16 protein-coding genes and 1 pseudogene are annotated in these 18,414 nt (G+C 69.0%); 10 read left to right on the top strand and 7 right to left on the bottom strand.

Translation table 11 applies throughout. From position 1 onward, the window contains the following. Positions 1-51 precede the first annotated feature (51 nt). Both QH470_RS14770 and QH470_RS14765 read right to left on the bottom strand, forming a co-directional pair. Positions 52-552, bottom strand: coding sequence for a DUF3830 family protein (locus QH470_RS14770; protein ID WP_280272922.1), 501 nt, complete (start codon positions 550-552; stop codon positions 52-54). A gap of 12 nt (positions 553-564) precedes the next feature. Further along, positions 565-1,806, bottom strand: a complete 1,242-nt coding sequence (locus QH470_RS14765; RefSeq protein ID WP_280272921.1) for an aspartate aminotransferase family protein — start codon at positions 1,804-1,806, stop codon at positions 565-567. Between the two features lie 282 nt (positions 1,807-2,088). Here QH470_RS14765 and QH470_RS14760 point away from each other — a divergent pair, with 282 nt between their 5' ends. Both QH470_RS14760 and QH470_RS14755 read left to right on the top strand, forming a co-directional pair. Next, a complete protein-coding gene (locus tag QH470_RS14760) occupies positions 2,089-3,459 on the top strand; it encodes an NAD-dependent succinate-semialdehyde dehydrogenase (protein WP_280272924.1) in 1,371 nt (456 codons plus the stop codon). Between the two features lie 34 nt (positions 3,460-3,493). Next, positions 3,494-4,555, top strand: coding sequence for a tartrate dehydrogenase (locus QH470_RS14755; protein WP_280272920.1), 1,062 nt, complete (start codon positions 3,494-3,496; stop codon positions 4,553-4,555). A gap of 16 nt (positions 4,556-4,571) precedes the next feature. Here QH470_RS14755 and QH470_RS14750 read toward each other — a convergent pair whose 3' ends face one another. Beyond that, entirely contained in the window at positions 4,572-5,234 is a 663-nt protein-coding gene (locus QH470_RS14750; RefSeq protein ID WP_280272923.1) for a metal-dependent transcriptional regulator, read from the bottom strand. A 182-nt stretch (positions 5,235-5,416) separates the two neighbouring features. Between QH470_RS14750 and QH470_RS14745 the strand changes: the two genes are divergently transcribed. The 4 genes from QH470_RS14745 (at position 5,417) to QH470_RS14730 (ending at position 10,805) form a co-directional block, all read left to right on the top strand. Beyond that, the gene (locus QH470_RS14745; protein ID WP_280272919.1) at positions 5,417-6,400 is read left to right on the top strand and encodes a bifunctional riboflavin kinase/FAD synthetase; all 984 of its coding nucleotides are present in this window, start codon (positions 5,417-5,419) and stop codon (positions 6,398-6,400) included. A gap of 128 nt (positions 6,401-6,528) precedes the next feature. Continuing rightward, positions 6,529-6,798, top strand: a complete 270-nt coding sequence (gene rpsO / locus QH470_RS14740) for a 30S ribosomal protein S15 (protein ID WP_280272918.1) — start codon at positions 6,529-6,531, stop codon at positions 6,796-6,798. Positions 6,799-7,138: 340 nt separating this feature from the next. Further along, the gene (locus QH470_RS14735) at positions 7,139-9,415 is read left to right on the top strand and encodes a polyribonucleotide nucleotidyltransferase (RefSeq protein ID WP_280272917.1); all 2,277 of its coding nucleotides are present in this window, start codon (positions 7,139-7,141) and stop codon (positions 9,413-9,415) included. Further along, positions 9,357-10,805 (top strand): M16 family metallopeptidase, encoded by a 1,449-nt coding sequence (locus QH470_RS14730; protein WP_400179127.1) that lies wholly within the window; start codon positions 9,357-9,359, stop codon positions 10,803-10,805. Before QH470_RS14735 ends, QH470_RS14730 begins: the two co-directional genes overlap by 59 nt. A gap of 9 nt (positions 10,806-10,814) precedes the next feature. Here QH470_RS14730 and QH470_RS14725 read toward each other — a convergent pair whose 3' ends face one another. Genes QH470_RS14725 through QH470_RS14715 form a run of 3 tightly spaced genes read right to left on the bottom strand, consistent with a single transcriptional unit; the run spans position 10,815 to position 12,007 of the window. Beyond that, positions 10,815-11,258: an NUDIX domain-containing protein gene (locus QH470_RS14725; RefSeq protein WP_280272915.1), complete on the bottom strand. Its 444-nt coding sequence runs from the start codon at positions 11,256-11,258 to the stop codon at positions 10,815-10,817. Between the two features lie 20 nt (positions 11,259-11,278). Further along, positions 11,279-11,677, bottom strand: coding sequence for a hypothetical protein (locus tag QH470_RS14720; RefSeq protein WP_280272914.1), 399 nt, complete (start codon positions 11,675-11,677; stop codon positions 11,279-11,281). Then, positions 11,678-12,007, bottom strand: a complete 330-nt coding sequence (locus QH470_RS14715; RefSeq protein WP_280272913.1) for an ArsR/SmtB family transcription factor — start codon at positions 12,005-12,007, stop codon at positions 11,678-11,680. Between the two features lie 92 nt (positions 12,008-12,099). Between QH470_RS14715 and QH470_RS14710 the strand changes: the two genes are divergently transcribed. The 3 genes and pseudogenes from QH470_RS14710 to QH470_RS14700 form a co-directional block, all read left to right on the top strand. Beyond that, positions 12,100-13,320, top strand: coding sequence for an MFS transporter (locus QH470_RS14710; protein ID WP_280272912.1), 1,221 nt, complete (start codon positions 12,100-12,102; stop codon positions 13,318-13,320). A 113-nt stretch (positions 13,321-13,433) separates the two neighbouring features. After that, on the top strand, positions 13,434-14,849 hold the full coding sequence (locus QH470_RS14705; protein ID WP_280272911.1) for a pentapeptide repeat-containing protein: 1,416 nt from the start codon (positions 13,434-13,436) through the stop codon (positions 14,847-14,849). Positions 14,850-14,921: 72 nt separating this feature from the next. Next, positions 14,922-15,049, top strand: a pseudogene (locus tag QH470_RS14700) (amino acid ABC transporter permease); the annotation flags it as partial. 87 nt (positions 15,050-15,136) lie between these two features. On the opposite strand, the gene QH470_RS14695 reads toward QH470_RS14700, so the two are convergent. Continuing rightward, positions 15,137-16,231 (bottom strand): PQQ-dependent sugar dehydrogenase, encoded by a 1,095-nt coding sequence (locus QH470_RS14695; RefSeq protein WP_425302667.1) that lies wholly within the window; start codon positions 16,229-16,231, stop codon positions 15,137-15,139. Between the two features lie 631 nt (positions 16,232-16,862). Here QH470_RS14695 and QH470_RS14690 point away from each other — a divergent pair. Next, positions 16,863-17,579, top strand: a complete 717-nt coding sequence (locus tag QH470_RS14690; protein ID WP_280272909.1) for an SDR family NAD(P)-dependent oxidoreductase — start codon at positions 16,863-16,865, stop codon at positions 17,577-17,579. Positions 17,580-18,414: the final 835 nt, after the last annotated feature.

Genomic DNA, 18,414 nt, shown 5'->3' with positions numbered 1-18,414 from the left:
CTCTGCCGCCTCCCTCATGTTCTGGGCGGGTGCGCCGCCCCCTCAGCGGTGCTAGTCGGAATCCCGGGCGAAGGCGAGGGTTTCGCCTTCTACGCCGCGTAGCCAGAGGTTGTTGCAGGCGGTGGCGATGTCGGTGAGGCCTTCTTCGATGGTGGCGAAGACGTTGCCGGGGACCCAGCCCTGGTCGCCGTTGATGAGGAGGTTGTTGCGGCCGTAGAACAGGGCGAGGTCGGTGGCGCCTTGGGCGTGGTGGGCCTCGGAGCCTGGTTCGTAGCCGTAGGCCGGGTTGCCGATCTCCCACGGTTCGAAGTCGAACAGGCACACGTCGCCGGGAATCGGTGTGATGGTGGGGTTTTCGCGGTGCGGGGCGGCGGTGAGGCGGGGGACCAGCGTGTACACCTCGTTGCGGGCGTATTTGGCGTGGAAGGCGTCGCCCTCCTGCGGCAGGGCGTCCCAGACCGCGGCGCAGGTGAGCGGGGCCTCGTCGTCCAGCAACCGGGCGCGGCAGCGGACGCCGGCCTTGGTGAGCGTGATGGTGATGTAGCGGGCCATGTCGATGTCTCCCTACAGTTCGTCCAGCACGGCGGACCAGATACCCAGTGCCTCGTCGACCTGCTCGGCGTTCACGATCAGCGGGGGGATCATGCGGACCACATTGCTGTAGGCGCCGCAGGTGAGCAGCAGCAGACCCTTCTCGTGGGCGAGCCGCTGCGCGGTCGACGCGGTCGCGGTGTCGGGTTCGCCGGTGGGCGTGGTGAATTCGGTGCCGACCAGCAGACCGAGGCCGCGGACGTCTCCGACGGCCTTCGTCGCGCGCTCGCGCGCACCGGCCAGCAACTGGCGCCCGCGCTCGGCGGCGTTGTCGACGAGGCCTTCGGATTCGATGACGTCGATGGTGGCCAGCGCGGCGGCGCAGGCCACGGCGTTGCCGCCGTAGGTGCCGCCCTGGGAGCCGGGCCACGCCTTCGCCATCAGCTCGCTCGAGGCGGCGATGCCCGACAGCGGGAAGCCGCTGGCGAGGCCCTTCGCGATGGTGATGATGTCGGGCCGCACGTCGAAATGCTGGTGGCCGAAGAACTTTCCGGTGCGGCCGAAACCGGTCTGGATCTCGTCGAAGACCAGCAGGATGCCGTGCCGGTCGGCACGCTCGCGCAGGCCCTGGAAGAAGCGGGTGTTACCGGGGATGTATCCGCCCTCGCCCAGCACCGGCTCGACGAAGAACGCGGCGGTCTCGGCGGGCGCCGAAAGCGTGGTGAGCAGGTAATCCAGCTCCCGCAGGGCGAAGTCGGTGGCCTGCTCCTCGCTCCAGCCGTAGCGGAACGCGGTCGGGAACGGCGCCACGTGCACCCCGGCCATGAGCGGGCTGAATCCGGCGGAGAACCGGGTGCCGGAGGTGGTCATGGTGGCGGCGGCGACCGTGCGGCCGTGGAAACCGCCGTGGAACACCACGACATTCGGCCGTCCGGTGGCCTGACGGACCAGACGCAGCGCGGCCTCGATCGCCTCGCTGCCGGAATTGGCGAAGAACACCGAGTCCAGGCCGGTCGGCAGCACATCGCCGAGTCGTTCCGTCAACGCCAGCAGCGGCTTGTGCATGACGGTCGTGTACTGGCCGTGGATCAGGCTGCCGATCTGCCGCTGCGCGGCCTCGACCACCTTCGGGTGGCAATGCCCGGTGCTGGTGACGCCGATCCCGGCGGTGAAGTCGAGGTAGCGGCGGCCGTCGGACGCGTAGAGGTAACAGCCCTCGCCGTGGTCGACGGTGACCGGGGTGGCCTGCTTCAGGACGGGGGAGAGAGCCGTCATCGTGATCCGCCTTCCGGAGCGTGGGATATGGGCGCCCGGCGCGGGAGGAGCCGCGCCCGCACGGATTGTCTATTGTCTGATTGTCGACAATATGCATAACATGGCGAGCGGGGCCACAGCAATGGGCCGCAGTCGAACCAGGGTGAGGAGCACGCGGTGACGCAGACCGACACGATCTCGAATCGGCCCGGCGCGAGCCTGAACGCGGACGAGCGAGCCGCGGTCGACAGCGTGCCTACCGGGCTTTACATCGGCGGGCAGTGGTGCGCGGCCGCGCGGACGATGCCGGTGACCGACCCCGCGACCGGGCAGGTCCTGTGCGAGGTGGCCGACGCCGCGCCGGCGGACGGGCTGGCCGCGCTCGAGGGGGCCGCGGCCGCGCAGGCCGACTGGGCGCGCACGCCGCCGCGCGAGCGCAGCGACATCCTGATGCGGGCGCACCGCATGCTGCTGGACGATGTCGACCGGTTGGGCCTCATCGCGACCCTCGAGATGGGCAAGCCCGTGGCCGAGGCGCGCGGCGAGATCGCTTATGCCGCAGAGTTCTTCCGCTGGTTCGCCGAGGAGGCCGTACGCCTGGACGGCGGATACATGACGGCTCCGGCGGGCGGCTCCCGGTTCCTGGTCGCCCGGCAGCCGGTCGGGCCGAGCCTGCTGATCACGCCGTGGAACTTCCCGATGGCCATGGGCACCCGCAAGATCGGCCCCGCGCTGGCGGCGGGTTGCACCTGCGTGGTCAAGCCCGCCGAGCAGACCCCGCTGTGCACGCTGGCCTTGGCCGACATCCTGCGGGTGGCGGGGGTGCCCGCGGGCGTGGTCAACGTGGTGACCACCTCGGATCCGGGCGCCGTGATGACGCCGATGATCCTCGACGAACGCTCCCGCAAGCTGTCGTTCACCGGTTCCACCGCGGTCGGCAAGAAGCTGTTGGAGCAGTGCGCGCAAACGGTTATGCGCACCTCGATGGAACTCGGCGGCAACGCGCCCTTCATCGTCTTCGACGACGCCGATCTGGACGCGGCCGTGGACGGCGCGATGGCGGCGAAGATGCGCAATATCGGCCAGGCGTGCACCGCCGCCAACCGGATCTTCGTGCAGCGCGGTGTGATCGGCGATTTCGCCGAGCGGCTCGCGGCGCGCATGGGGGAGTTGCCGCTCGGTCGCGGCACCGAACCCGGCGTCGTCGTCGGTCCGCTGATCGACGCGGATGCCGTGGCCAAGGTGACCGACCTGGTGGCCGACGCCCGAGCGCGCGGAGCGCGGGTGCTGCTCGGCGGCGAATCCCTCGACGGTCCCGGAAACTTCTATCCCGCAACGGTTCTGGTCGACGTACCCGACGACGCCGAGATGTGCCACACCGAGATCTTCGGCCCCGTGGCCAGCCTGACCCCCTTCGACACCGAGGACGAGGTGGTGGCGCGAGCCAACGACACCCCTTACGGTCTGGTCGGCTATGTGTACACCGAGAGCCTGCGCCGCGGGCTGCGCGTGTGCGAGGCCCTCGAGAGCGGCATGGTCGGGCTGAATCAGGGCGTGGTGTCCAACCCGGCGGCCCCGTTCGGCGGGGTCAAGGAGTCCGGCCTCGGCCGCGAGGGCGGGCTCACCGGCATCGACGAGTTCCTGGAGACCAAGTACATCGGCGTGCAGTTGTGACGGGCCGCAACCGCGTGAATCAGAGGGAGTACAGGTGAGCACCTACCGCATCGCGACCATCCCCGGCGACGGCATCGGCGTCGACGTGACCGCGGAGGCGGTGAAGGTGGTCGACGCGGTGCTGCCCGGTATCGAATGGACCGAATTCGATTGGTCCTGTGAGCAATACCTGCGCACCGGGGCGATGATGCCCGCCGACGGCCCCGAGCAGCTCGCCGGGTTCGACGCGATCCTGCTGGGCGCCGTGGGCTTTCCCGGTGTGCCCGACCATATTTCGCTGTGGGGGCTGCTGATCCCGCTGCGGCGCGCGTTCTCCCAGTACGTCAATCTGCGGCCGGTGCGGCTGCTGCCCGGCACCGAATCCGCGCTGCGCGACCGCACCGCCGCGGATCTGGACATCCTCATCGTGCGGGAGAACTCCGAGGGCGAGTACTCCGAGATCGGCGGCATCCACAATCCGGGACGCCCGGAGGAGTTCGTACTCCAGGAGTCGGTGTTCACCCGGGTCGGCTGCGAGCGCATCATCCACTACGCCTTCGAACGCGCCCGGGAACGCAACCGACGCGTGTGCTCGGCCACCAAGTCCAACGGCCTGATCCACTCGATGCCCTACTGGGACAGCGTCTTCGAGCGTATCGCCGCGGAATACCCGGACGTCGAGACCCGGCAGATGCACGTGGACGCCTTGGCCGCCGAAATCGTGCTGCACCCGGACCGGCTCGACGTGATCGTCGGCTCGAATCTGTTCGGCGACATCCTCTCCGATCTCGCCGCCGCCGTCACCGGCGGTCTCGGCCTCGCGCCTTCGGGCAATATCAATCCGAGGCGCGACGCCCCCTCCATGTTCGAGGCCGTGCACGGCAGCGCCCCCGACATCGCGGGCCAGGGCATCGCCAACCCGGTCGCTCAGATCCTCGCCGCCGCAATGCTGTTGGACCAGCTCGGCGAGCGGGACGCGGCCGCCGCGATCCACCGCGCCGTCTGCGAGGTCCTCGCCGAGGGCAGCATCCGCACCCCGGACCTCGGCGGCACCTGTACCACGACAGAACTCGGCACCGCCATCGCCAAACGCGCGGGGGAATTCGGCGCGGGCTGAGCGGGACTACCGCCGGTCAGTGGGTCAGCCAGATGGCTTCCGCCGCAGGGCTGCCCAAATCCAGGGTGTGGTCGCCGATGCGGATGGCGATGGTGCCGGCGAAGTCGCGGCGCTCCACCACCGTGATCGGGGTGTCCAGGGCGATGCCGACCGAGTCGAAGTAGCGGAGCATGGCCGGGTCGAAGTCGGAAATCCTGGCGACGCGGCCCGATTCGCCGGCTTGGAAGTGGCTGAGCTGGCGCGCGGGCGGGGTGGGCACCGCGCCGTCGGCCGACGGGATCGGGTCGCCGTGCGGATCGCGGTCGGGGTGGCCGAGTTTGGCGTCGATGCGGGCCATCAGCGTCTCGGTGACCGCGTGCTCGAGCACCTCGGCCTCGTCGTGCACCTCGTCCCAGCCGTAGCCGAGTTCGTTGACGAGAAAAGTCTCCAGCAGGCGGTGCCGGCGCACCATCGCCACGGCCGCCCGGCGGCCCTCCGCGGTGAGGGTGATGGACCCGTACCGCGCGTGCTCGACCAGACCTTGATCGGCGAGCTTGCGCACGGCCTCCGACACCGTCGACGCCGAGACGCCGATGCGTTCGGCCAGCAGCTTCGTCGATACCTTCTCCTGCGACCATTCCTGCGCGGTCCAGATCACTTTCAGGTAGTCCTGGGCGACGGAGGACAGCACCGGCGCCAGAGTGGCCTCGGCGCTCGCCGCCCCGCGCTCGGCCGATTCGGCCACGCTGCCGTGGGATTCCTGTGTCGCGGAGGGATCGACCAGCTCGCGGCGGGTGGCGATGTCTCGTTTTCCGGGCACGTTTCGAGCTTAGCGGTGGGAGCGATAGGACCGGAGGAGGCGGCTTGCGTAGGCTTCCGGGTGTGCAGAGATGGCGAAGTCTCGAGGACATGCCCCCGGACTGGGGCCGGTGCGTGCTCACGATCGGAGTGTTCGACGGTGTGCATCGCGGGCACGCCCAGTTGATCAGCCGTGCCGTCAAATCCGCCGCCGTGCGCGGTGTGCCCTCGGTGCTGATGACCTTCGATCCGCACCCGATGGAAGTGGTGCGGCCCGGTTCGCATCCCGCGCAGCTGTCCACGCTGACCCGGCGCGCGGAACTGGTCGAGGAACTCGGTATCGACGTCTTCCTCGTGATGCCGTTCACGCAGGACTTCATGAAACTGACCCCGTCGCGTTATGTGCACGACCTGCTGGTCGAGAAGCTGCACGTGACCGAGGTCGTGATCGGCGACAACTTCACCTTCGGCAAGAAGGCCGCCGGCACCGTGCAGACGATGCGAGAGCTGGGCGGCCGCTTCGGGTTCGAGGTGGACGGCGTGCGGCTGGTCGGCGAGCACGCGGTCACGTTCTCCTCCACCTACATTCGCGCCTGCGTGGACGCCGGGGACATGGCCGCCGCCGCCGACGCGCTGGGCCGCCCGCACCGCGTGGAGGGCGTCGTCGTGCACGGCGACGGCCGCGGCCGCGAACTGGGCTTCCCGACCGCCAACGTGGCGCCGCCGATGCACGCGGCGATCCCCGCCGACGGCGTGTACGCGGGCTGGTTCACGGTGCTCAGCCCCGGCAAGACGGTCGGCACCACGCTGCCCGGCAAGCGCGCGATGGCGGCCATCTCGGTCGGCACCAACCCCACCTTCTCCGGCCGCACCCGCACCGTCGAGGCGTACGTGCTCGACACCGATGTCGACCTGTACGGCCAGCATGTCGCGGTGGATTTCGTCGACCATGTCCGCGGGCAGAGCAAGTTCGGTTCCGTGGCCGATCTGGTCGCCGCCATCGGCCGCGACGTCGACCAGACCCGCGAGATCCTCGCCGCCGCCGATCACGCGGCCGACAGCGAGTAGCGGGGGGCATTCCCGCGGCCGCGCGGTGGTCCGGTAGGCTGGCGTGTCGGGTTTGCTGCGGTCCGCGGCGGCGCCCGCCCGGGTCTCCCGGTACCTCGAGCGCGGACTGGAACAACAGGAGTGAATTCGTGGCGCTGACCACCGAGCAGAAGAAGGCGATTCTCGCCGACTACGGGGTGCACGAGAAGGACACCGGTTCGCCGGAGGCACAGATCGCGATGCTGACCAAGCGCATCTCCGACATCACCGAGCACCTCAAGAAGCACAAGCACGATCACCACACCCGCCACGGCCTGATGCTGCTCATCGGCCGTCGCAAGCGCCTGTCGAAGTACCTGCAGGACAAGGACATCGCGCGTTACCGTGCGCTGATCGAGCGGCTCGGACTGCGTCGCTGATCTGTCACGACACACGTTCTGCACAGGCAGTTCGCAAGGCAGCCGACGGGGAGGCTTAGAATCTCCCCGTCGGCTTGTCGTGTATGGGGGTCGCTCGGCCACGTGCACGACGACGACACAGCCGTACGCACCCGTCGCGTGGCGTCGGTCTTCGGTAGTGGCTTTTCGGCACGACAGTCCGGAGAGCTTCGATCGATGACCGCCTCCGCGTTGCCGCTTCCAAGGGGAATCGACCGGGTGCGCGCGTCACGATGCGCGCCCGAACCGGGTACGGCAGACGACAGCTGGATCGCGCACACCTGCGCTGGATCCGGCGAGACGAGAGGTTGAGAAAAGAAATATGTCAGACACTGTGACCAGCTCCGCCGTCGAGGTAGAACCCGGCGTGTTCGAATCGGTGGCGTTGATCGACAACGGTAGCTATGGCACCCGCACCATCCGGTTCGAGACCGGGCGGCTGGCCAAGCAGGCCGCCGGATCCGTCGTCGCCTACCTGGACGACGAGACCATGCTGCTGTCGGCCACCTCGGCGGGCAAGCAGCCCAAGGACCAGTTCGACTTCTTCCCGCTGACGGTCGACGTCGAGGAGCGGATGTACGCCGCGGGTCGCATCCCCGGCTCGTTCTTCCGCCGCGAAGGCCGCCCGTCCACCGACGCGATCCTCACCTGCCGCCTGATCGACCGTCCGCTGCGCCCGTCGTTCGTCGACGGCCTGCGCAACGAGATCCAGGTCGTGGTGACGATCATGAGCCTGGACCCGAAGGACCTGTACGACGTCGTCGCGATCAACGCGGCCTCGGCGTCCACGCAGATCGCGGGCCTGCCGTTCTCCGGCCCGGTCGGTGGCGTGCGGATCGCCCTGATCGAGGGCCAGTGGGTGGCGTTCCCGACCGTCGAGCAGCTCGAGGGCGCGGTATTCGACATGGTCGTGGCCGGCCGCGTGGTCGAGTCCGGCGATGTCGCCATCATGATGGTCGAGGCCGAGGCCACCGAGAACGTGATCAGCCTGGTCGAGGGTGGCGCGCAGGCGCCGACCGAGACCGTGGTCGCCGAGGGCCTCGAGGCCGCCAAGCCGTTCATCGCCCGCCTCTGCAAGGCGCAGCAGGACCTGGCCCAGCTGGCCTCGAAGCCGACCGAGGACTTCCCGCTGTTCCCGCCCTACGAGCAGGACGTCTACACCGCTGTCGAGGGCACCGCGAAGAACCCGCTGAGCGAGGCGCTGTCCATCGCGGGCAAGCAGGAGCGCGAGGAGCGGATCGACGAGATCAAGCTCGAGGTGCTCTCGAGCCTCGCCGAGGATTTCGCGGGCCGCGAGAAGGAGATCGGCGCGGCGTTCCGCTCGGTCACCAAGAAGCTTGTGCGCCAGCGCATCCTGTCCGACGGCTTCCGCATCGACGGCCGCGGGCTGGCCGACATCCGGGCGCTCTCGGCCGAGGTCGCCGTGGTGCCGCGGGCGCACGGTTCGGCGCTGTTCGAGCGCGGTGAGACCCAGATCCTGGGCGTCACCACCCTCGACATGGTGAAGATGGCGCAGCAGGTCGACTCGCTCGGCCCGGAGACCTCCAAGCGCTACATGCACCACTACAACTTCCCGCCGTATTCGACCGGTGAGACCGGTCGCGTCGGCTCGCCGAAGCGGCGCGAGATCGGCCACGGCGCGCTCGCCGAGCGTGCGCTGGTGCCGGTGCTGCCCTCGCAGGAGGAGTTCCCGTACGCCATCCGTCAGGTGTCGGAGGCGTTGAGCTCCAACGGTTCCACCTCGATGGGTTCGGTCTGCGCCTCGACGCTGGCGCTGCTGAACGCCGGTGTGCCGCTGAAGGCTCCGGTCGCCGGTATCGCGATGGGCCTGGTGTCCGACACGATCAAGAACGACCAGGGCGAGGACGAGACGCGCTACGTCGCGCTGACCGACATCCTCGGCGCCGAGGACGCCTTCGGCGACATGGACTTCAAGGTCGCCGGCACGCCGCAGTTCGTCACCGCGCTGCAGCTGGACACCAAGCTGGACGGCATCCCCTCCAAGGTGCTGGCCGGTGCGTTGAGCCAGGCCCGCGACGCGCGCCTGACCATCCTGGACGTGATGGCCGAGGCCATCGCCACCCCGGACGAGATGAGCCCGTACGCGCCGCGCGTCACCGCGATCAAGATCCCGGTCGACAAGATCGGCGAGGTGATCGGGCCCAAGGGCAAGGTCATCAACCAGATCACCGAGGAGACCGGCGCCAACATCTCCATCGAGGACGACGGCACCGTGTTCGTCGGCGCCACCGACGGCCCGTCGGCGCAGGCGGCGATCGACCAGATCAACGCCATCGCCAACCCGCAGATGCCGAAGGTGGGCGAGCGGTTCCTGGGCACGGTCGTCAAGACCACTGCCTTCGGCGCGTTCGTCTCGCTGCTGCCGGGTCGCGACGGCCTGGTGCACATCTCGAAGCTGGGCAACGGCAAGCGGGTCGCCAAGGTCGAGGACGTGGTGAACGTCGGCGACAAGATTCGCGTCGAGATCGCCGACATCGACAACCGGGGCAAGATCTCCCTGGTTCCGGTGGAAGAGGAGGATGCGGCGACCTCCGCCGCTTCCGACAACACTGCTGCGGTCGAGGCCGGTGCCGAGTAATCATTCCGGTGTGACGAAGAAGAAGTCCCCATCCCCTCTGCTCGTCACCGAGCAGGGGGGTTCTTCGCTCCGACTCGCTCCCACGGACGCCCCGCTCGCCGATACCGGTGTGCGGCGCACCGTGCTGCCCGGCGGGCTGCGCGTCGTCACCGAACACGTGCCGGGCGTGCGATCGGCCTCCGTCGGGGTCTGGGTCGGTGTGGGATCGCGCGACGAGGGGCCCACGGTGGCGGGCGCCGCGCATTTCCTGGAGCACCTGCTGTTCAAGCAGACTCCGACCCGGTCGGCGCTGGACATCGCGCAGGCCATGGACGCGGTCGGCGGCGAGCTGAACGCGTTCACGGCCAAGGAACAGACCTGCTACTACGCGCACGTGCTGGACGAGGATCTGCCGCTGGCGGTGGATCTGGTGTCGGACGTGGTGCTCAACGGGCTGTGCAAGCCCGAGGACGTGGCGGTCGAGCGGCAGGTGGTGCTCGAGGAGATCTCGATGCGCGACGACGACCCGGAGGACATGGTCGGCGACGCGTTCCTCACCGCGCTGTTCGGCGACCACCCGGTGGGGCGCCCGGTCATCGGCACGGTCGAATCGATCGAGGGCATGACCGCGGCGCAACTGCGCGGCTTCCATCTGCGCCGGTACCGTCCGGACCGGATGGTCGTCGCGGTCGCGGGCAATGTGGAGCACGAGCACACGGTGGAGCTGATCCGGCGCGCGTTCGCCGGACGGCTCGATCCGGCGCGGGAACCGGCGCCGCGGCGCGAGGGCCACTTCCGGCCGCGGACATCGCCCCAGTTGCATCGGATCTATCGCGACAGCGAGCAGGCGCACCTGGTGTTCGGTGTGCGGGCGTTCGGCCGGCACGAGGGCCACAAGCGCTGGCCGCTGTCGGTGCTGAACACGGTGCTCGGCGGCGGGCTCAGCTCGCGGCTGTTCCAGCGCATCCGGGAGGAGCGCGGCCTGGCGTACTCGGTGTACTCCAGCGTCGACACCTTCGCCGACACGGGCGCGTTCTCCGTATACCTGGGCTGCCAGCCCGAAAACCTCAGCCAGGTAGCGGGTTTGGCGCGCGAGGTGCTGGAGGAGGCAGCCGAGACCGGCATCACCGACGCCGAATGCGCCCGCGCCAAGGGCTCGCTACGCGGCGGCCTGGTGCTCGGGCTGGAAGACTCCGGCTCCCGCATGAACCGCATCGGCCGCAGCGAACTCAGCTACGGCAACCATCGCAGCGTCTCGGACACGCTGGCGCGGATCGACGCGGTGACCACGGCGGAGGTCTCGGCCGTGGCCCGCACGCTCCTGTCCCGCCCCCTCGCCGTCTCGGTGGCAGGCCCCTACCGGCGTACTCGCGATCTGCCCGCGACAGTACGGAACCTGGTGCGCGACTGAGGTTTTCACTCACCACCCGGCAGTGGTGAAGCCGCGACCGGAACGCCACAGCCGCCAGCCCTCGACCGTGTAGGGCACCGTGTCGGGCGGGAGAGTGCCCGCGTCGAACCACTCGATGCCGCCACACTTGTGTGGTTCCGCGTTGACCGGGCGGCCGTGGCGGGCCGGGTCGTGTTCGAGGGCGAAGAACAGGCCGAGGCGGCCGTGGCCGGGGCGCGAAGAGTAGTGCAGCACATGGGGTTCGGGGAGGGTGGCCGGGTCGATGGTAAGGCCGACCTCCTCGTGCGCCTCGCGGCAGACGGCGGCGTCGACCGGCTCGCCCGCCTCGAGCTTGCCGGACGGGAAGTTCCACTGTTCGTCGGCGTAGCCGGTGCCGCGGCGCAGGGCCAGCAGTACGCGCGGGCCGCTGGTGAGGATGAGGAATACGTCGACCGGGCAGGTGTAGGCCGTCATGATCGGTGAGGGTACGGCGTTCAGCTTTGCGCGGCGACGGCGGTCTCGTGCACCGAGCGCCAGCTGTAGAGCTGGCCGTCGGTGCGTAGGACCGCGGTGACCCGGCGCTTGGAAGTCGTACCGGCGTAATGGTTTTCGGCCGCGAAGCGCACCACCACGAGATTGGTGGCGCGGGCTATCTCGGTGACCTCGGATATCGCGATCTCCAAGCCGGGCTGGGCGTTGCGGGCCGACCACACTCCGGCCAGCAGCGCGTCGCGGTCGATGGCGTCGCCGGTGGTGACCACCGAGGTGAACCCGTCGTCCAGGGCGTTGGCGAAGCGGTCGAACACCTTGGGCGGGGCATCGGAGCCCAGCCATTCGGCGAGGTCGGAGTGCAGATCCACGACCACGTCGGCGAGTTCGGAGATCGGTGACATCTAGTGCTTCGGCTCGGCCCGATTGGCCGCGCCCACAACGGCGTCGAGCAGGCCGGGTAGCTCCCGCTCCACCTCCTCGGTGCGCAGGCGGGCGTAGGTCTGCCCGTCCTCCACGATCTTCTCGGTGAGTCCGGCCTGGCGCAGCGTCTTCAGATGATGGGTCGCGGTCGACTTGTTGATCGTGTCGTAGAGCCGGCCGCAGCGAACCGCGGTGCCGGCGTTGGCAAGTCGGCGCACCATCTCGAGCCGCACCGGATCGTGCAGCGCGTCGAGCACGGTCTGCACCGGCGCGACCGGAAATGCCTCGACGACTCGTCTGGTCTCCGTCATGATCTTCCTCACGGACGGTTTGATGGGAATCGAACGGCGGTTACGGTTGTTGAGTTCGATCGCAATCAAACTTACCTGATGGAGAGGGAGCGATGGCAGCGACTGTGGCTGTTCCCCCGGTCGAGCGGACGACGCAACCCTGGGCCTACGCATTGATTCTGGTCGCCAGCGGCGTCGCGCTCGGAGTGTCCGGCGCACCCGCGCCGCTGTACGGCCTGTACCAGAAGGAGTGGCATTTCACCCCGTTGACCACCACGATCGTCTTCGCGGTGTATGCGATCGCCGCGCTGGGCGCGGTGCTGGTCTCGGGCAAGATCTCCGATGTGGTGGGCCGCAAGCCGGTGCTGCTGGGCGCCATAGCCACCATGGTCGTCGGGCTGGCGGTGTTCCTGGTGGCCGACAATGTCGCGATGCTGCTGGTGGCGCGGGCGCTGCACGGCATCGCGGTCGGGGCGACGGTGGTCTCCGGCGCGGCGGCGCTGCTGGATCTGCGGCCTCAGCACGGTGCGCGGTCGGGGCAGCTGACCGGTGTGGCGTTCAATGTCGGTATGGCTGTGGCGATTCTGGGCTCGGCCCTGCTGGCGCAGTACGTTCCGCACCCGCTGCGCACGCCGTACGTGGTGATCACCGTGCTGTGCCTGCTGATCGGGGTCGGTGTGGTGGCGATGCGGGAGACGCACACCAAACGGGTGTCCGGGCCGATTCGGATCGCGAGACCGGCTGTGCCGCAGGAGATCCGGGCCGACTTCTGGTTCTCGGCGCTGGGTGTGATGGCGGCCTGGTCGGTGCTGGGCGTGCTGCTGTCGCTGTATCCGTCGCTGGCGGCGGAGCAGACCGGCGTGCACAACCTGGTGTTCGGCGGCGCGGTGGTCGCCTCCACCGCGACGGCGGGGGCGCTGGCGCAGTTGTTCGCCACGGGAATCCCCGCCCGGCGCGCGGCGATCGGCGGTGATACCGGCATGGCTCTCGCGCTGGTGCTGACCATTCCGGCGCTGGCCACGCACAACTGGGCGGTCGTGTTGGTGGCCGGGGTGTTGCTGGGCGGTACCTTCGGGCTCGGCTTCGGCGGCTCGCTGCGGCATCTGTCCAACGTGGTGCCACAGCACAAGCGGGGCGAGACGATGTCGGCGTACTACCTGCTGGCCTACTCGGCGATGGCGTTGCCGACCATCGTGGCCGGGTGGGCGGCGACCACCTGGGGGATGGGGACGGTGTTCCCGTGGTTCGTGGGTGTGGTCGCGGCCGCGTGCCTGGTGGCGGCGGGTATCGGGCTGCGCGGGAACCGGGCGGCCGCGCGCCGGGCCGTGGCCTGAAAGCTCAGGTGGCGTAACGGAAATCGTCGCTCGCTCTGCGGTGGGCGGCGATTTCCGGCTACCATGCGGCTATGGCTCGGCGGGGGAGAACAGGTCAACGGTTGGTTCGGCGGATGCGACGGTCGGCTCTGCTGCTGTCGGTGGTGACGGCGATACTCGGCGGGCTGGCGATCTCCGGCGTGGCCTGGTGGGCGCTGTGGCTGCTGCTCGGCGCGAAGACCGAGACGCCGAATCAGGTGGACCTCACCAAGATCGCGCTGTCGGTGACGGCCGGGGTCGGCGGTGCGGTGGCGTTGGTGGTCGCCTACCGGCGGCAGCGCGACAACGAACGCGGCCGGTTCGCGGAGCTGTTCGGTGCGGCGGCAAAGCAACTCGGTGATCCGGATGTGGCCGTGCGGATCGCCGGGGTGTACGCCATGGCCGGTGTCGCGGACGAGTTCAGCGCGCGGGGCCGGCGTCAGCAGTGCATCGATGTGCTGTGCGGGTATCTGCGACTACCCTACGACCCGCGCGACGGTGCGAATCATCTCGTCTCGCGAAAGGAAACGGGGGCAGGCGATTCGGCCGAGAGCGGCTCCGGCCCGCAGGTCGAGCGAAGTTTCCAGATCCGGCAGAACGACAGCGAGGTGCGTCGGACGATCGTCGCGGTGATCGTCGCGCATCTGCGGCCCTCGGCCGAAATACCTTGGTGCTCCTACAATTTCAATTTCGACGATGCGGTGCTCGAGGACGTCGACTTTCGGTACGCGACCTTCTCCGGCAAGCACACTCATTTCCGTGGTGCGCAATTCACCGGGGCGCGGTCCGCGAACTTCGAGAGCGTCGAATTTCGCGGTAAGCACGTCACCTTCCACGGGGCCACATTCGCCGACGCCGTGTCGTTCGCGGGGGCTCGGTTCGTCGGCGCCGACAACGAGGACAACGGCAGCGGCCGCGCCGGGGCGAGCTTCTCCGGCGCCAGGTTCCGCGATCGGGTGTCCTTCGCGGGTGCCGAATTCCGTGGTCCGCGTGTCCGTTTCACCGGCGCGACGTTTTCGGGCGAGGAGACCAATTTCTCCGGTGCCCGATTCGGCGCCGAGGAGGTGATCTTCGACGGCGCCACCTTCGACGGCACGCGAGTCCGGCTCGACGGCACTACTTTCGACGGTGTCCGGATCTCCTTCGCGGGCACCCGTTTCTACGCTGCCCGGACCTCGTTCGACGGTGCCCGGCTCGGCGGCAGGCCTCGCTGGCGGCGCGCCGGAACGGAATTGGCCGACTTCCGCCGCGCCGAATTCCACGGCGGGGTGTCCTTCGCCGATGCCCGCTTCTCCGGCGCGACCACAGACTTTTCCGGCGGTGATTTCTTCGGTGAAATCTCCTTCCGCAGAGCTGGTTTCACTGCCCATACAACCCGCTTCGACCAGCCCAAGGCCTGGGTCGGCGTCACCGTGGACTGGGATGACGACCTGACCCGCCGGCCCACCCATCTCTCACCCTTGCCTTGGCCGCCGGTCCCAGATGACCCACTGCCCGTCCCGGCGGATTAGGTGTCGCGGCGGGGCCTTGGGTGAGCACCAGCCGGACGGGCTCGTTGTCCTGCCGCGTTGTGTCGATGTGTGTCGCTGGCGGTGGGCATGTCGTGGGGGCAGACGATGCGGCGCACGGGGCTATGCGGGTGATCATCCCGCCGACCGGCCTCGAGCTGATAAGCATGCTGAAGACCAGTTCGCTGGTGGCGGTTGAGCCCGTTCGTTCCGATGGGGTCGATTGCTTGTGTCGCTGGCGTGTGTTCGGTCGAGTATGGGCTGAGATGTGTTGCGGTCGGAGGCGTTTGTCAGTGGGCCGGGAAGCGGAGGATGCGGTCGTCGCCCGGGTGCGGATCGCCGCGGCCGTCGGTGTTGGAGGTCGTGACCCAGAGTGCGCCGTCGGGTGCTACCTCGACGGTGCGGAGGCGGCCGCGGTCGCGGAGGCGAGGTTGTGGTGTGCCGAGGGTGCCGTCGTGTAGTGGTGTGGCCCAAAGGCATTCGCCTCGGAGGGCGGCTGTGTACAGGGTGTCCGCGGTGATGGCGATGCCGGAGGGGGAGGCCTCGCGGGTGGTCCAGGTGAGCAGGGGGTTGGTGTAGCGGCCGCGGTCGGTGTCGCCGGTGCCTTCGACGGTGGGCCAGCCGTAGTTGTGGCCGGGTTCGATGCGATTGATCTCGTCGAATCTGTTCTGGCCGAATTCGGCGGCGTAGAGGCGGCCCTTGGTATCCCAGGCCAGGCCCTGCACGTTGCGGTGGCCGAGTGAGTACACCGGGGAGTCCGGGGTCGGATTGTCCGGTGCCGGACGGCCTTCGGGTGTCAGCCGCAGGATCTTGCCATTGGGGCTCGCCGGATCCTGAGAGCGGTCGGACCGGCCCGCGTCGCCGGTGCCCGCGTACAGCATGCCGTCGGGGCCGAAAGCGATGCGGCCGCCATTGTGGTTGCCCGCCTTCGCGATTCCCGCGAAGATCACCTCCGGCGGGCCGTCCGTGCGAAACCGAACGATGCGATTGTCCTCCGCGCCGGTGAAGTACGCGTAGACGAAACGATCCTCCTCATACCGCGGCGACACCGCTAGCCCCAGCAACCCACCCTCACCCTGCGCCACCACGCCCGGCACCTCGTACACCCGCTCCGGCGCCTTTCCCGGCGAAACACGCAGCACCACACCGGAATTCCGCTCCGCAACAAGGCCCGTACCGTCGGGCAAGAACGCCAGCCCCCACGGCACCTCGATACCTCCCGCCACTTCCTCCCCGGCCCCCAAATCCAGCACACCGTCCGGGTCGCTACCCGAGGTCGTACCGACAACCAAAGGCCCACCCTCCTCCCTCCCACCCCCTCCGCAGGCCGTCACTACAACCATCCCCACGACCACACCCGCAATCACCCGCACCAACCCCGGCATCCCACCCCGCCAGCCCCGACCACGCCTCCAGTGCACCATGCTCGACCGGCGCATGCCTCGCCGGGCCGAAGGGAAAGCGGCGCTCATGCGGGTTCGCCACTGTTCCGTGATGCTCGCGTACCACATAGGGCCATCCTGGTTCCGGCGGTCGGTCGGCGGTGCACGTGCGTCGCGCCCAGTCCCATCCTCCGCTTCGTGGGCGTTTTCCACGCCGCCTTGCCGCCGGTCGAGGTGAGTACCTCTGCCAGTGTCGTACGACTCGCGTAGTTCGCGCCCTGACAGTTACACGGGTGGATGGTGTCGACAACCCGATAGTGGCGCGCGGTCGTGGATGCGAATGCGACACCCGCCGACGTCTGCCAGCCGCCCAATTCGCCTGCTCAGACGCAAGAACAGCGCACACAGTTCCTGTCTGCTCGAGGCAAAGTCGGGGTTGAGGTCACGCGGGTGGGATGGGGGTGGAGCGTGGTTGACTGGGCTGTATGTCGGTCGAAGGGAAGCCGCAGGGAGTGCGGGGGAGGGTCATGCGCCGGGTTATGCCTCGATTGTTGCGGCCGGTCGGTGGCGTGCGGGCGGCCGCCGCGGAGGCGGTGGCGGGGAAGCGGATTCTGCTGACGGGCGCCTCGGCCGGGTGGGCCGGGCCGCGGCGCTGCGGCTGGCGGAGGCCGGGGGCGAGATGATTCTGGTGGCGCGGCGAGGGGACGAGTTGGCGCGGCTCGGTGACGAGATCGCGGCGGCCGGGGGTAAGGCCGAGTCCCGGGTCTGCGATATGGCCGACAGCGACCAGGTCGACGAGCTGGTGCGTTGGGTGACCGGGACCTACGGCACGGTGGACGTACTGATCAACAATGCGGCCCGCTCGATCCGGCGACCACTGGAAGAGTCCTTCGATCGGATGCACGACTTCCGGCGCACCATGGCGGTCAACTACTTCGGTGCCGTCCAGCTCACCCTCGGACTACTGCCCGCCATGGTCGACCGCGGCGCGGGACACGTGATCAATGTCGGCACCTGGACCGTCGCCGCCGACACCTCCCCGCGGCTGGCGGCCTACCACGCGTCGAAGGCGGCCCTGGCAGGCTTCGGCCGCTCCGCCGGCGGTGAATTATCCACCCGCGGAATAGCTTTCACCTCCATCCACTACCCACTGGTGCACACCGCCATGAGCGCACCCACCGAGCGCTACCGCCGAATGCCCGGCCTCACCCCCGAACAGGCCGCCGATTGGCTCTTGCACGCGATAGCCACCCGCCCCGTCCGCATGGTGCCCCACTACGCTGCGGCCCTACGCGCACTCGGCCTGATCACACCGCGCACAGTAGACCGCTGGCTGTTCCGCTGGGCATAAGCGACCGCTCGGCTCCAGACCTCGCACGGTAACCGTTGGCCTCGGCATGGGTAAGCGGTCGCCGGCCGGACCGCGCACCTTGGCGCTGGCTGCTGCGTAGACATGGATGGCTTTGCGGCCGGACTGCCCACGGTGACCGCTGGCCGCTGTGTCGGCAGGAATGGGTGATTTGTGGCGGACGATACACGGTGATCGCAAGTTCTCGGGTGGGGGGTGCGTCACAACATAGAGGTCCTGCATGTCTTCCCCTTGCTCGCATCGGAGCGATCCGGCCTGCGCGGTCACGAACCGTCGCCAGACGACCAATTCTCGCCACTTGGTGGCCGATTGTGTCCGCGCAGGCCGACCACAACCCCACGCGGTCACCAGCGTGTCAGCTGCCTGCGGTGGTGGCGACCGTGACGGCTCGGGCTTCCTGGACGGACGCGGAAGTCGTTGCGGGAGTGCGCGATGCCTACGACGCGCTCACGGCAGACCGCCGGGTGCTGCGTTGGGCGGAAGTGAGCTTTGTCGCCGCCGGGTGGCGCATGGTGGATCGCCAGTTGCTGTACGGGCGTGGGTTGTTCGCGGCCGCACCATGCACGACAGAGAGCGGGTGTGCTTGGGCGCGAGTGGGTGCGTTGGGGTGAGTGGATGCGCTGGGCGTGGGTAGGTGCGCGCTGGGGATGGGCGAGTTGGGTGGGGTTGGGGGGGTGTGGGGTGGGGGTGAGGGTGTGGGGGGGGCATGAGTGGGGGTGCGCTGGTGTGAGTGGGTGCGTTGGGCGTGAGTGGGTGTGCGCTGGGGTGTGTGGTGCGCGCTGGGGTGAGCGCGGGTGCGCTGGGGCGTGGGTAGGAG

The organism is Nocardia wallacei (assembly GCF_029868745.1).
Taxonomy (GTDB): Bacteria; Actinomycetota; Actinomycetes; order Mycobacteriales; family Mycobacteriaceae; genus Nocardia; species Nocardia wallacei_B.
Note: the sequence above shows the minus strand (reverse complement) of the source record. Positions and strands in the feature narration are given on the sequence as shown.

Coding starts and splice junctions, on each gene's coding strand:
- QH470_RS14770 (WP_280272922.1), bottom strand. CDS start 552: ATGGCCCGCTACATCACCATCACGCTCACCAAGGCCGGCGTCCGCTGC.
- QH470_RS14765 (WP_280272921.1), bottom strand. CDS start 1,806: ATGACGGCTCTCTCCCCCGTCCTGAAGCAGGCCACCCCGGTCACCGTC.
- QH470_RS14760 (WP_280272924.1), top strand. CDS start 2,089: ATGCCGGTGACCGACCCCGCGACCGGGCAGGTCCTGTGCGAGGTGGCC.
- QH470_RS14735 (WP_280272917.1), top strand. CDS start 7,139: ATGTCAGACACTGTGACCAGCTCCGCCGTCGAGGTAGAACCCGGCGTG.
- QH470_RS14730 (WP_400179127.1), top strand. CDS start 9,357: ATGCGGCGACCTCCGCCGCTTCCGACAACACTGCTGCGGTCGAGGCCG.
- QH470_RS14725 (WP_280272915.1), bottom strand. CDS start 11,258: ATGACGGCCTACACCTGCCCGGTCGACGTATTCCTCATCCTCACCAGC.
- QH470_RS14720 (WP_280272914.1), bottom strand. CDS start 11,677: ATGTCACCGATCTCCGAACTCGCCGACGTGGTCGTGGATCTGCACTCC.
- QH470_RS14715 (WP_280272913.1), bottom strand. CDS start 12,007: ATGACGGAGACCAGACGAGTCGTCGAGGCATTTCCGGTCGCGCCGGTG.
- QH470_RS14710 (WP_280272912.1), top strand. CDS start 12,100: ATGGCAGCGACTGTGGCTGTTCCCCCGGTCGAGCGGACGACGCAACCC.
- QH470_RS14705 (WP_280272911.1), top strand. CDS start 13,434: ATGCGACGGTCGGCTCTGCTGCTGTCGGTGGTGACGGCGATACTCGGC.
- QH470_RS14695 (WP_425302667.1), bottom strand. CDS start 16,231: ATGCCGGGGTTGGTGCGGGTGATTGCGGGTGTGGTCGTGGGGATGGTT.